The organism is Halomonas ventosae, assembly GCF_004361885.1.
Lineage (GTDB): Bacteria > Pseudomonadota > Gammaproteobacteria > Pseudomonadales > Halomonadaceae > Halomonas > Halomonas ventosae_C.
Genome location: NZ_SNWH01000004.1, coordinates 159,091 through 172,322 on the forward strand (window position 1 = coordinate 159,091; position 13,232 = coordinate 172,322).

The window sequence follows — 13,232 nt, forward strand, 5'->3', positions numbered from 1 at the left end:
ATGAGCGAGTCGGAACAGACCACAGCACCGGCCCAGAACCGCAAGCCCAAGCGTCGCCGGCGCAAGCCGCGTCGTCGCCAGTCGAACTGGGATCTGCGCCAGTTCCAGGTTCCCGCCGTGGCGGGCAAGTGGCGCTTCCATGACTTCGACTTGCCGCTGCCGTTGATGCGGGCCATCCATGCCCTGGGCTTCGAATACTGCACGCCCATCCAGGCCGAGACCCTGGTCCACAGCCTGCTGGGTGGTGACGTGGTGGGCAAGGCCCAGACCGGCACCGGCAAGACCGCCGCCTTCCTGATCTCGATCATCGCCTACTTCCTCGAGGAGCAGGCCCCCAATGCCCAGAAGCCGGGCGCGCCGCGGGCGCTGATGGTGGCGCCGACCCGCGAGCTGGCGCTGCAGATCGAGAAGGATGCCAAGGCCCTGGCCCGCTTCACGGATCTCAAGGTCGCAAGCGTCGTGGGCGGCATGGACTACCAGCAGCAGCGCGAGGCGCTGGGGGGCAAGCTCGACATCCTAGTCGCCACTCCCGGCCGGCTGCTGGACTTCCACGAGAAGCGCGACGTCGACCTCACCCAGGTGGAAGTGCTGGTGCTCGACGAGGCCGACCGTATGCTCTCCATGGGCTTCATTCCTGACGTCAAGCGCATCATCCGCCACACGCCGAACAAGGAGCAGCGCCAGACCTTCCTGTTCTCGGCCACCTTCAGCCAGGACATCCTCAACCTGGCCAGCCAGTGGACCTTTGATCCGGCCCATGTGGAGATCGAGGTCACCGTCGACAACGCCGCCGACATCGACCAGCGCGTCTACCTGGTTGGCGATGAGGACAAGCCGCGGCTGCTGGTCAACCTGCTCAAGCAGGAGAGCTTCGATCGTGTCATGGTGTTCGGCAACCGTCGCGACTTGGTGCGCAAGCTCGACGAGCTCCTCAAGAAGTCCGGCATCAATGCCGCCATGCTCTCCGGCGACGTGCCACAGAACCAGCGCATCGAGACCCTCGAGAAGTTCCGCGAGGGTCAGATCCAGGTGCTGGTCGCCACCGACGTGGCAGGGCGTGGCATCCATATCGAGGATGTCAGCCACGTGATCAACTACACCCTGCCGGAAGATCCCGAGGACTACGTGCACCGCATCGGGCGCACCGGTCGCGCCGGCGCCAAGGGCGTCTCGATCAGCTTCGTCGGCGAGGAGGACGCCTTCTCGCTGCCCGAGATCGAGCGCTACATCAACAACAAGTTGCCCTGCGAGCACCCGCCGGAAGGCCTGCTCTGACAGCCCATGCTTGAAGAAGCGCTGAAGGCCGAGATCCAGGACGCCTATCGTCGCGTGCTGGAGGGTCTCAAGCTCACCCCGCGCTACGGCCAGCGGCTGATGATCGCCGAGATCGCCCGCACCCTGGCGGGCATCGAGGTCGACGAGGCCGGCAAGCGCGTCAGCGACGAGCACGTCTGCGTGCTCGAGGCCGGTACCGGCACCGGCAAGACCCTGGCCTACCTGCTGGCCGCGCTGCCGGTGGCCAAGGCCCGCGGCAAGCGGCTGGTCATCGCTACCGCCACCGTGGCGCTGCAGGAGCAGGTGCTCCATCAGGATCTGCCGGCGCTCAAGACGCATAGTGGCATCGACTTCGACTATGCCCTGGCCAAGGGGCGCGGGCGCTATGTCTGCGTGGCGCGCCTCGACCAGGCGCTGGATGGCGGGGAGGAGAATGCCACCCTGTCGCTGTTCGAGCAGTCCCTGGCCAGCGGCGGCGACGACTTTCAGTCGCTGGCCAAGGAGCTGGGTGAGGCCTACGGCAACGGCCGCTGGGAGGGCGACCGCGATAGCTGGCCCGAGGCCATCGAGGACGGCCACTGGCGTCGCCTCACCGTGGACCATCGCCAATGCACCAACCGCCGCTGCGGCCACTTCGGGGCCTGCGCCTTCTTCCGGGCCCGTCGCCATCTCGATAGCGCTGACATCATCGTCGCCAACCATGACCTGGTGCTGGCTGACCTGGCACTAGGCGGCGGCGTGGTGCTGCCTGCCCCGGGTGACTGCATCCACATCTTCGACGAAGGACATCACCTGCCCAACAAGGCCCTTCAGCACTTTACTCATCGCTTCGCTGTGGGCGGGGCGCTGCGCTGGCTGAAGACCCTGAAAAGCTCGCTGAGCGAGCTCAACCAAGCCCTGGCCATTCAGCCCACCCTGGCGCGGTTGCTGGCGGGGCTGCCCAAGGCGATCAATGCCCTCGAGCCCCGGCTCGGCGAGGCCTTCGCCCTGGGCCACCAGCTGGCGCGCTGCCCCCAAGGGCTGGCCGAGGGCGAGGAGAGCCGGCATCACCGTCTGGAGATGGGACGAGTCCCCGTGGCGCTGCGCGAACAGGCTGGTGCCCTGGTGGTGCCCTTCGCCGATCTCGCCCGCAGCTTGGAAGAGATGGCTGACATCCTGCGCGAGAGCCTCGACCCAGACAAGCATACCGGACTGCCGCGTGAGCAGGCCGAAGCCTGGCTGCCCTTAGTGGCCCTGCTCCACGGGCGTGCCCTGGAGGCAGATGCCTTGTGGCAGGCCTTCGCCGAGCCCGACCCGGACGGCGAGCCTCCGCATGCGCGCTGGCTGACTCTGGAACGCTTGCATGGCGAGCCCGAGCTGAGCTTCTCGGCGAGCCCGGTCTCTGCCGCCCACACCCTCGCCAAGTCTCTGTGGGGCAGTACCTTCGGGGCTGTGGTGACCTCGGCGACGCTCACTGCCCTGGGGCGCTTCGAGCGGCTTCAGGAACGTGCCGGGCTGGCCAACCGCTATCGCTACCAGCGTCTGCCCAGTCCCTTCGACTACTCCCGGGCGGTGCTCAGCGTGCCTCGCGAGGCGGTCGACCCCGCCGACAGAGAGGGACACGAGCGGGCCATCGTCGACTTCGTCGAGGCGCTCGGTGAGCAGGAGACGGTGCTGATGCTGTTCTCGTCACGCGCCCAGCTGCGCGGCGTGGAGAAGGCGCTGTCGACAGGGCGTCGTGAGCGGGTGATGGCACAGGACCGCCTGCCCAAGCGCGAACTGATCAGTCGCCACCGGGCGCGGGTGGACGCGGGGGAGGGCAGCATCATCTTCGGCCTGGCGAGCTTCGCCGAGGGTATCGACCTGCCCGGCGACTACCTCAACCATGTGGTGATCACGCGACTGCCCTTCGCGGTGCCGGACGACCCGGTGGGCGCGACGTTGGCCGAATGGATCGAGAGCCGGGGCGGCAATGCCTTCATGCGCATCAGCGTGCCGGACGCCTCGATCAAGCTGGTCCAGGCTTGTGGCAGGCTGATTCGCCAGGAGGCCGATAGTGGGCGCATTACCCTGCTCGATCGCCGGGTACTGACCCGCCGCTATGGCCAGGCGCTGCTGGATGCGCTGCCGCCCTTCGTGCGCGAGATCGACGGCGTGCGCAAGGTCTGAGCGGCAGACCTGGGACGAGGGAGGGCGAAGCCCGATCAGCGGCGCTGTTTGTTGCTCGCAACGCACTGGCCCGCCATGAGAGGCGGGCCAGTGAGGGTGGGGATCGGCGACAGGGTCAAGCGGCCTGGCGTCGCTCGGCCAGCACCGGCGCAAGCTTCTCGTTCATGCGCTTGAAGGCTTCGACGGTGGTGTCCCAGTCGATGCAGGCATCGGTGATCGAGACGCCATAGGCGAGATCGGCGGGGTCGTCGGTCATCTTCTGGTTGCCCCAACCGATATTGGACTCGACCATCAGGCCGATGATCGAGCGGTTGCCGTCGAGGATCTGGTTGGTGACGTTTTCCATTACCAGCGGCTGCAGGGCCGCATCCTTGTTGGAGTTGGCATGGGAGCAGTCGATCATGATGTTGGGCTTGATGCCGGCCTTCTTGAGTGCTTGTTCGGCCAGCGCCACGCTGACGCTGTCGTAGTTGGGCTTGCCGTTGCCGCCGCGCAGTACCACATGGCCATAGGCGTTGCCGCGCGTGCGAATGATCGCCACCTGGCCGGCCTGGTCGATGCCCAGGAAGTTATGGGGGTGAGAGACCGACTGCAGGGCATTGACCGCGACATCCAGGCTGCCATCGGTGCCATTCTTGAAGCCCACCGGGCAGGAGAGGCCCGAGGACATCTCACGGTGGGTCTGGGACTCGGTGGTACGCGCGCCGATGGCTGACCAGCTGATGCAGTCCTGGATGTACTGGGGCGAGATCGGGTCCAGTGCCTCGGTGGCTAGCGGCAGGCCCATCTCGGCGAGTTCCACCAGCAGCCTGCGGGCGATATGCAGGCCCTCCTCGATCTCGAAGGAGCCGTTGAGATGAGGGTCGTTGATCAGGCCCTTCCAGCCCACGGTGGTGCGCGGCTTCTCGAAATAGACGCGCATCACGATGTACAGGCTCTCCTTGACCTCATCGGCCAGCCGGCGCAGGCGCCGGGCGTAGTCGAGTGCCGCGTCCACGTCATGGATGGAGCAGGGACCCACCACCATCAGCAGGCGAGGGTCACGACCGTCCAGAATGGCCTGGATGGTCTCGCGGCCCTCGATCACCGTGCGCTCGGCGGGCTGAGTAAGGGGGATCTCTCGCTTCAGGGCCTCGGGAGTGATCAGGACGTCCTGGGCAAGAACATTGAGGTTATTGACCTGCTGATCTGACATTGTGCTTCCTGTGTCGTGTCTGCGCGGATGGCGATGGCAAGTGGCGTCTACTATCGCGCGCGGGGAGCGCAAATTCAATTGCCACGAAAGCCTGTCGAGCCGCGCTTGCCTGGCTCTGCGGCATCAGGGCATGGCAAGTGGCTTGATGGACGTTCAAGAAACAGGAACACTTGACCCCCTCATGATTGATGATCCTGATCCTTCAGCGGCTCCAAGACCCAGGTTGACACCATGCTAGCCATATCAGTTCCTTCACCATTCGCCATCGGGTCACCCCTCGCGTCGCTTTGTTCGGGGAGGGCCTGAATGGGCAATCGGGAAACCGATCAGCAGCTCGTCGAGCGCGCCCAGCAGGGCGATACGCGAGCCTTCGATCTGCTGGTAAAGAAGTATCAGCACAAGATCATTGGCCTGATCGGCCGCTATGTGCATGACCACGCCGAGGTGCAGGATGTCGCCCAGGAGGCCTTCATCAAGGCCTATCGTGCGCTGGGAAAGTTTCGAGCCGACAGTGCCTTCTACACCTGGATGTATCGCATTGCCATCAACACCGCGAAGAACCATCTGGTCTCCAAGGGCCGCCGCCCCCCGGGCAGCGACCTGGATATCGTCGATGCCGAGATCGTCGACCACAGTGGACGACTGGCCGATACCGAGACCCCCGAGGCGGCCATGGCCCGCGACCAGTTGGAGGCAGCGATCTTCGAGGCCATCGATAACCTGCCCGACGATCTGCGCACCGCGATCACCCTGCGTGAGCTCGATGGCCTCTCCTACGAGGACATCGCTGCCATCATGCAGTGCCCGGTGGGTACCGTTCGCTCGCGGATATTTCGGGCCCGGGAGGCGGTGGATCAGCACATCCGCCCGCTGGTGACCACTTCGCGCAACCAGGAGTCAACGACGGAATGAGACACGTCGTGGCCAATCTTCATGCTTTTTGTCGATTTGCTGAACTGTCGGGCCGCCACGACGTCATATGCGGTGAGCCGATCCGCGATCGGCGGATAACAACATGCCGACATGGCCAAGGCGACAGTGCCGATGTCGGATCAATAGGCTGTCGAATGACCCGATTCGGGTCGCCTTGTCGAGTATGAGGGTGTGAAGAATGAGTCACAACGCACGGGAATCGCTTTCTGCCCTGATGGATAACGAAGGGGATGAGCTTGAGCTGCGTCGAGTGCTTAAGTCCCTGGATGATGCTCCGGATGTGGCCGAGATCTGGCGCCGCTATCACTTGATGCGTAGTGTGCTGCGACGGGAACCTGGCATCGATGTCGCCAGCGACCTTTCGGCAGGCATCATGGCACGCCTGCAGGACGAGCCATTGCCGCGTCGTGGAGAAGGCGCTCTAGCGTCCGGTCGGCCGGTGTCCCTGGCACGCGGTGCCGGCATTGCGGCGGCGGTGACCCTCATGGTCATCAGCGGTGTGCAGTTCTATAATGGCAGTCTCGATTCGCAGCAGGCACCTTCCTCGGTGGCCTTGCAGGGCCCGTCGGCGGATGCGCGGCAGGCCGCCAGTCCTTCCGCATTCGGCGGCTCGGGGCTGGCAGCCTCGGGATTCGAGGGACGCTCCACCCTGCCGGAACTGCCATTCTTGCAGACGCCCCCGGGTAACGCCCGCGGGGCCATGACGGTAGGGGCGGATTTCCGGTCACCGCCGTTCCTCTCCCCGCGCCAGTCGGCTCGGGACGACCTGCAGCAGGCACAGTTGCTGCAATCCTACCTGGACCGCCATGCACAGGGTGCGGCTTATCGCAGCGGTGATACCTGGTTGCCGTTGCTGCGTGCATCCGGCAGCGAGTCCCTGGGGCAACGCTGATGGGCCTGGGTCGACCGGCCCGCGCCTTCGTCGGGATGCTGGTCGCGGCCGTGTTGCCGCTCTCGGTGGCGGCTGTGGCTCAGTCGCAATCCGCTGCGGCTGAGCGGTTCGACTGCCAGGGCCTCGCAGAGCAAGGGCCACCGGAGAGCGCCCTGGGTTGGTTGGAGCGCAGCCTGTGGGCCAACCACTGTTATGAGTTCCGGGCGCGGGCGGTCCGCATCGGTGTCGACGGAGTACGGTCCGTGGCACTTTCCCACGACGTCATGGAGGGGGTCGAACGCGAGGTCGCTAAATTCCTGGATGGTTCCCCGGTAGTCTTCGAACGTCGCGGGCGTATCGGCCGCCTCAGTTGGGCCGAGGGTGATGCCCCGGTCCCCGCCTCACCGGCGGGCATCGCCGAACACCTTGATGGTCTCTATCGCCTGCAGTTGAGTGGTGAGGCGCGCCTGGCCAATCGCACAACCATCCGTCTCGATATCGAATCCCTGGATGGCTTGCGCTACGGCCATCGCTTCTGGCTTGATACCGCCACGGGGCTGCCGCTCAAGCAGGTTCTGCTGGACGAGCGGGGGCGTGTGGTGGAAACCTTCCAGATCACCGAACTGCACCAACCCCAGCTCTACCAGGGCGAGATCGGTCTCGACCGACGCCGTCCCCGACCGCATGACCCCTGGCGACCCGCCTGGCTGCCTACCGGCTTCATCCCTCTACCGGTGGAGACTCACAGCGCTCGCCAGGGGGATGACATCACCCACCGCGTCTACAGTGACGGCCTGGCGACTCTCAGCCTGTTCGTGGAGCCCGTGGAGGGCGCCGATCAGCTGATCCCGGGCCTGCATCGTCTCGGCGCCTCCCATGCGGCGGTTCGTCACAGGGAGCTCGGCGGCCAGTTACGCCAGGTGATGGCGATGGGCGAGCTACCGCCCGGCGTTCTGCTGCGCGTGGCCGATACGGTGGAGTGGCAGGATGGCAGAAAAAGCAGCGACGGCGCCGGCAGTGAAGGCGAGGTGCCGTGAACCTTTTGTCACCCAGGCGGTATCTAGGGGGCGCCCTAGCTTACCTTCCCATTTTTTGTCGATGCAGGAGCCTTTCATGAAGCGCATGACCCGACACTTTTCCCTCTGGATGCTGGTCGTCACGGCCTTGCTCAGCTGGCAGAGCGCCATGGCTCGTGAGCTGCCAGACTTCACTGAGCTGGTTGAGCAGGCTGCGCCCGGTGTGGTGAACATCTCCACCTCGCGGATAGTGGAGCGCCAAGCGTCGCCCTTTCATAACTTTGGGGGTCAGGAGATTCCCGAGATCTTTCGTCACTTCTTCGGTGACCGGATTCCGATGCCACCTGGCAATGGCCCGGGGCGTAGTGAGGAGCGTCAATCGCTGGGCTCGGGCTTCGTCATCGACGAGGATGGCTACATCATGACCAACGCCCACGTGGTGGACGGTGCGGACGAGATCTTGGTGCGCCTCAACGACCGGCGCGAGCTTCAGGCCGAGCTGATCGGGTCCGATGCCAAGACAGATATCGCTCTGCTCAAGGTGGACGCCAACAACCTGTCGACGCTCACCTTGGGCGACTCCGATAAGCTGCGTGTCGGCGAATGGGTCGCCGCGATCGGCTCGCCCTTCGGCTTCGATCACTCCGTGACGGCCGGCATCGTCAGTGCCATCGATCGTACCCTGCCGCGCGACGCCTACGTGCCTTTCATCCAGACCGATGTGGCCATCAACCCCGGCAACTCCGGCGGTCCGCTGTTCAATCTGGACGGCGAAGTGGTCGGCATCAACTCCCAGATCTTCACCCGCAGCGGTGGCTTCATGGGGCTTTCCTTTGCAATCCCGATCAACGTGGCCATGGACGTGGCCGATCAGCTGCGCAGTGACGGCCAGGTGCGTCGTGGCTGGCTGGGGGTGATGATCCAGCCGGTATCGCGTGATCTGGCCGAATCCTTCGGCATGGACACTGCCGAGGGGGCGCTGATCGCCGACCTCGATCCCCAGGGGCCGGCCGCTCGCGCCGGGCTTCAGGCCGGGGACATCATTCTGGCGGTGAACGGTGAGGCGGTGGAGAGCTCCAGCACGCTGCCGCGTCTGATCGGTCGAGTCAGCCCGGGCAGCGAGGTGACCTTGACGCTGCTGCGCAATGGCGAGCGTCGCGAGCTGACCGTCACCGTGGGTGACTGGCCCGACACGGCGGATGCTTCGGCGAACGCCCAGAACGCAGAACCCACGCCGGCACGGTTGGGCATCGCAGTGAGCCCCTTGTCGGACGCCGAGCAGCGCAAGCTCGGTATCGAGGGTGGTGTTCGGGTACGCGAGATCGATCCCCGCGGTACGGCGGCAGAGGCCGGCATCCGGGCCGGGGATATCCTGGTCAGCATCGACCATCGTGCGGTAGAGGGCCCGGAGCATCTGGCCGAGCTGGTCGCCGAGCTGCCTGAGGACCGGGCGATTCCGGTGCGTCTCTACCGCGACGGCCACTCACTGTTCGTGGCGCTGCGCCTTTCCAGCGACTGATTGCCTCGCAGCGCCAGGCGACTGTTAGTGCGCGTAGTGCGCGACCCAACGGCACCTGCCGTCGGGTCGCTATATCTGGCAGTCGCATCCCGCTAGCATGGCGCCCATATCGACCATTGACCATCGACGACAGCCAGCCATAACCCGCCAAAAATACCCTCCCGCACCATCTCTTCCTTCAGTTTTTCCCGCCCTGACAATTCAACTTATACCGCTTGAAACTTGGCTTCTTGCTGCATGAAGGATGGCGCGTCAGCTGTAACTGTTTGCTCCAGCCGAGCGGTGTTGACGGAGAGGCCGGCCTTTATGATGAGGGAATCGCCCGCCAGGTCGCTGGAAATATCCACCGCTTGCTGGCCGGTTATGCGCTCGTGAGTTGCGTGACCGAAGGCGTTGACAGAGTCTCTTTTAGAGCGTTTATTCTCCTTCTAGGATGTTACAGTTCATTCAAGGGTCCATGAAGCCAAGGGGATTGCACATGGAAGCAGCACGTTGCAACGGCGTCGAGTGGGCACACCTGCTACGGCGGCATGGAGCCTCATTGCTCGTGTCCGAGCCACGCCTGCTGGCGCCGCGCGGTCGATTGCCGAGGCGCGTGCGGTATCGGGTCATCGCCGCAAAGCCTTAAAAAATACCCACCTAAACAATACAATATATGTTAGGGAACGGTCATGAATGGGATCACCTTCAAGACACTGGCCATTGTGCTGGGTGTCTCCAGTACCGCCTTCACGGCACCTTACGTCTTCGCGGAGACCAGCAGCGAGCAGCAGCAGGTCATTCAGCAGTTGCGACAGCAGCTCAACGAGATACAAGCTCGCCTGCAGCGTCTGGAAAGTCAGCAGGGCAGTCAGCCGTTAACCAGCGGCAATGCCGGGGTAGTCGAGCAGGGGGAGACGACGTCTGGCAAGAGTACCGCCGGTGAGAAGGGCCGCGGGCCGGCCAGCGATGAGCAGAGCCTGGCGCAAGAGAACAGAACGATTCTCGAAAAGATGCAGCAGACCCAGATCAGCGGGACGCTTGAATTTGCGCACAACATCAACGATTGGGATGAGACCGACAAGGAGACCGGTGGTGACATAGAATTTGGCAAGTTGATTCTGGGCGCTGATGGTTCGGTCGACAATCTGATCTACTCGTTCCAGTATCGTTTCTATGATGGCTACCGCTTCCTGCATCATGGCTGGCTGGGTTACCAGCTCAACGATGCCAATACTCTCAAGCTGGGTCTGGTTCAGGCGCCATTCGGCAACATGGATTACGGCTATCTTGGCTGGTATGGTAACCTGCCCTATCTGGCGGGTTTCAATGACAACCAGAATGTGGGGCTCAAGTGGCACCACGATGCGGGTGCCTGGAACACTGACCTGGCATTTTTCAAGAATAACCAGCTGGGAAGCACCAATAATAGCTACGGTGCCAACCCGCCTGGCGGCACCGATTACGGTGAGCAGGGCAATAAGTCCGAAAATCAGCTCGCTGCGCGCATCGCTTACATTTTTGGTTACGACACCGATTACACCACCGAGATCAACTTCTCCGCCAGGGGTGGCCAGCTTTACAACGAACAGACCCATGACAGCGGCGATAACTGGGCCACGGCACTGGGCCTGAGTGGAAACTATGGCAACTGGAGCACCCTGCTGCAGGCCACGGCATATGCATACCATGCACAGAACCCTGACGAATCCGAAACGGGTATCTCCAACAATGCCATCCAGGTCGGGGCGTTTGATTTTAACTACTTGATTCCAGCCAAGGGGCAGATGTATTCCGCCAGTCTGGCCTACAGCATGGATGTCGATTGGGGCCCGGTTAAGAACCTTTATCTCTACAACGATTACAGCTATATCAGCCCGGATGGCGACTATTCGCCCATCAACGGCGGATTTGGCGATATGGGTGATCCCCAGCTCAACGACTTGGGTTTCAAGCTGACGGCCGGGCCTTACTATGCCTGGTTCGATATCGTGACCAACAAGAACGGTCTGAACTACTTCGGTTCACCGGTGGATAACGATTGGCATACCAGCTATATGACTCACTTCGGGATCAACTTTTGATCCGCCGAGAAATATCTTTAGCTGGGATTTGGCATGCTGCTGTCGCCAGCTGAAGACAGATCATATTCGTGCTCCATACCCGGTTCGGTTGCGTGACCGACACATCAGGCGGCAGCTAGGGATAGAGCTTGTGATCGGGGTGCGGCCGTCGGTCATCTGTCCTGGCGCCATGCCGGCAAGCCCATGCTGCGCATCAGCCGCTGCGCGCTTGCGGTCGACACTGCTTGGGTCAGCGGTTCTCTGACCGGTGGTCAGAATGGGCGTGGCCTTGTCTGACGACAACCCCGTCTCCTCGCTGTACAATGCCAACACTTTGATTTTCGCGCTCGCTCGGGTACCTGCCCAGCTGGTATATGGGTGCGTACATGAACCGGATTCCATGCATGACTAATAGCGAAAACCGTAAAGAGATCAGCAATATACGGAATTTCTCGATCATCGCGCACATCGACCACGGCAAGTCGACGCTGGCCGATCGTTTGATTCAGACCTGCGGTGGGCTGACCGAGCGCGAGCTCAAGGAGCAAGTGCTTGACTCCATGGACCTCGAGCGTGAGCGTGGCATTACCATCAAGGCGCAGTCGGTGACGCTGGACTACCATGCCCAGGACGGCAACACCTACCAGCTGAACTTCATCGACACGCCAGGCCACGTCGACTTCTCCTACGAGGTATCGCGCTCGCTGTATGCCTGCGAAGGGGCGCTACTGGTGGTCGATGCCGGCCAGGGGGTCGAGGCGCAGTCGGTGGCCAACTGCTATACCGCCATCGAGCAGGGCCTCGAGGTGTTGCCGGTGCTCAACAAGATGGACCTGCCCCAGGCCGACCCGGACAAGGTCGCCCACGAGATTGAGGAGATCATCGGCTTGGACGCCACCGATGCCTGCCAGGTATCGGCCAAGAGCGGGATGGGCATCGCTGCCTTGCTTGAACGCCTGGTGCGTGATATTCCGCCCCCCAAGGGGAATGCCGAGGCGCCCCTCCAGGCGCTGATCATCGACTCCTGGTTTGACAATTACCTGGGCGTTGTTTCTCTGGTGCGGCTCTTTGATGGCACCTTGAAGAAGGGGGAAAAGATCCGCATCAAGTCCACCGGCGGTGACTGGCAGGTCAACGAGGTAGGCATCTTCACGCCATTGCGCCGCGAGACGGGTATCCTGTGCGCCGGCGAGGTGGGCTTCATCGTGGCGGGCATCAAGGAGATCCATGGTGCGCCGGTAGGGGATACCATCACCCACACCAAGACCTCGGACGTGCCGCGCCTGCCCGGCTTCCAGAAGGTCAAGCCGCAAGTCTACGCCGGCATGTTCCCGGTCAGTGCTGACGACTACGAGGATTTCCGCGACGCCCTGGAGAAGCTGGCGCTCAACGACGCCTCGCTGGACTATGAGCCGGAGAACTCCGACGCCCTGGGATTCGGCTTCCGCGTCGGTTTCCTCGGTACTCTGCACATGGAGATCGTCCAGGAGCGCCTTGAGCGAGAGTACGACCTAGACCTGCTGACCACGGCGCCCACCGTGGTCTACGAGCTAGCCATGAAGAACGGCACGGTCAGCTACGTCGCCAACCCTTCTAAGCTGCCCGACATGGCAGACGTCGAGGAGATGCGCGAGCCCATCGTGCGTGCCAGTATCCTGGTGCCCCAGGAGTTCGTCGGCAATGTCATCACCGAGTGCGAGCAGCGTCGCGGCACTCAGCTCGACATGCAGTTCCTCGGCAGCCAGATCCAGCTCACCTACGAGCTGCCGATGAGCGAGGTGGTGATGGACTTCTTCGATCGCCTCAAGTCCATCTCCAAGGGCTATGCGTCGCTTGAGTACAACTTCGAGCGTTTCCAGGCGGCCAAGCTGGTGCGCCTGGATGTGCTGATCAACGGTGACCGGGTGGATGCCTTGGCGGTGATCATTCATCGCGACCATGCCCACAGTCGCGGCCGCCTGCTGGTGGAAAAGATGAAGGAGCTTATCCCGCGGCAGATGTTCGATGTGGCCATCCAGGCGGCCATCGGTGGCCAGGTGGTGGCGCGTTCCACCGTCAAGGCATTGCGCAAGAATGTCACCGCCAAGTGCTATGGCGGCGACGTCAGCCGCAAGAAGAAGCTGCTCGAGAAGCAAAAGGCGGGCAAGAAACGCATGAAGCAGGTCGGCCGGGTAGAGATTCCTCAGGATGCCTTCCTCGCCGTGCTCAGGGTCAATGACTAGGAACGGATAAA

9 protein-coding genes are annotated in these 13,232 nt (G+C 63.0%); 8 read left to right on the forward strand and 1 reads right to left on the reverse strand.

The genetic code is table 11. The features are described from left to right. Together rhlB and dinG are read left to right on the forward strand one after the other, a co-directional pair. Nucleotides 1–1,275, forward strand: coding sequence for an ATP-dependent RNA helicase RhlB (gene rhlB, locus DFO68_RS05030; RefSeq protein ID WP_133482584.1), 1,275 nt, complete (start codon nucleotides 1–3; stop codon nucleotides 1,273–1,275). Nucleotides 1,276–1,281: 6 nt separating this feature from the next. Continuing rightward, entirely contained in the window at nucleotides 1,282–3,423 is a 2,142-nt protein-coding gene (gene dinG / locus DFO68_RS05035; RefSeq protein ID WP_133482585.1) for an ATP-dependent DNA helicase DinG, read from the forward strand. Between the two features lie 115 nt (nucleotides 3,424–3,538). On the opposite strand, the gene DFO68_RS05040 is transcribed toward dinG, so the two are convergent. Further along, nucleotides 3,539–4,618 (reverse strand): 3-deoxy-7-phosphoheptulonate synthase, encoded by a 1,080-nt coding sequence (locus tag DFO68_RS05040; protein WP_133482586.1) that lies wholly within the window; start codon nucleotides 4,616–4,618, stop codon nucleotides 3,539–3,541. A 306-nt stretch (nucleotides 4,619–4,924) separates the two neighbouring features. Here DFO68_RS05040 and rpoE point away from each other — a divergent pair, with 306 nt between their 5' ends. The 6 genes from rpoE to lepA all read left to right on the forward strand — a co-directional run bounded on the left by rpoE (nucleotide 4,925) and on the right by lepA (nucleotide 13,221). Beyond that, nucleotides 4,925–5,530: an RNA polymerase sigma factor RpoE gene (gene rpoE / locus DFO68_RS05045; RefSeq protein WP_133482587.1), complete on the forward strand. Its 606-nt coding sequence runs from the start codon at nucleotides 4,925–4,927 to the stop codon at nucleotides 5,528–5,530. 199 nt (nucleotides 5,531–5,729) lie between these two features. After that, nucleotides 5,730–6,443, forward strand: coding sequence for a sigma-E factor negative regulatory protein (locus tag DFO68_RS05050; RefSeq protein WP_133482588.1), 714 nt, complete (start codon nucleotides 5,730–5,732; stop codon nucleotides 6,441–6,443). Continuing rightward, the gene (locus DFO68_RS05055) at nucleotides 6,443–7,459 is read left to right on the forward strand and encodes a MucB/RseB C-terminal domain-containing protein (RefSeq protein ID WP_133482589.1); all 1,017 of its coding nucleotides are present in this window, start codon (nucleotides 6,443–6,445) and stop codon (nucleotides 7,457–7,459) included. Before DFO68_RS05050 ends, DFO68_RS05055 begins: the two co-directional genes overlap by 1 nt. Before the next feature lie 76 nt (nucleotides 7,460–7,535). Further along, complete coding sequence (locus DFO68_RS05060; RefSeq protein WP_133482590.1) at nucleotides 7,536–8,957, forward strand: DegQ family serine endoprotease; 1,422 nt, start codon at nucleotides 7,536–7,538, stop codon at nucleotides 8,955–8,957. Nucleotides 8,958–9,628: 671 nt separating this feature from the next. Continuing rightward, nucleotides 9,629–11,020, forward strand: coding sequence for a hypothetical protein (locus tag DFO68_RS05065; protein WP_133482591.1), 1,392 nt, complete (start codon nucleotides 9,629–9,631; stop codon nucleotides 11,018–11,020). Between the two features lie 383 nt (nucleotides 11,021–11,403). Next, nucleotides 11,404–13,221 carry a translation elongation factor 4 gene (gene lepA / locus DFO68_RS05070; RefSeq protein ID WP_133482592.1) on the forward strand — a complete coding sequence of 606 codons (1,818 nt, stop codon included), beginning with the start codon at nucleotides 11,404–11,406 and terminating at the stop codon, nucleotides 13,219–13,221. Nucleotides 13,222–13,232 lie beyond the last annotated feature (11 nt).

Bases quoted from the DNA above. Each gene is read 5' to 3' on its own strand.
- DFO68_RS05040 (WP_133482586.1), bottom strand. From the start codon at position 4,618: ATGTCAGATCAGCAGGTCAATAACCTCAATGTTCTTGCCCAGGACGTC.
- rhlB (WP_133482584.1), top strand. From the start codon at position 1: ATGAGCGAGTCGGAACAGACCACAGCACCGGCCCAGAACCGCAAGCCC.
- dinG (WP_133482585.1), top strand. From the start codon at position 1,282: ATGCTTGAAGAAGCGCTGAAGGCCGAGATCCAGGACGCCTATCGTCGC.
- DFO68_RS05065 (WP_133482591.1), top strand. From the start codon at position 9,629: ATGAATGGGATCACCTTCAAGACACTGGCCATTGTGCTGGGTGTCTCC.
- DFO68_RS05060 (WP_133482590.1), top strand. From the start codon at position 7,536: ATGAAGCGCATGACCCGACACTTTTCCCTCTGGATGCTGGTCGTCACG.
- DFO68_RS05050 (WP_133482588.1), top strand. From the start codon at position 5,730: ATGAGTCACAACGCACGGGAATCGCTTTCTGCCCTGATGGATAACGAA.
- lepA (WP_133482592.1), top strand. From the start codon at position 11,404: ATGACTAATAGCGAAAACCGTAAAGAGATCAGCAATATACGGAATTTC.
- rpoE (WP_133482587.1), top strand. From the start codon at position 4,925: ATGGGCAATCGGGAAACCGATCAGCAGCTCGTCGAGCGCGCCCAGCAG.
- DFO68_RS05055 (WP_133482589.1), top strand. From the start codon at position 6,443: ATGGGCCTGGGTCGACCGGCCCGCGCCTTCGTCGGGATGCTGGTCGCG.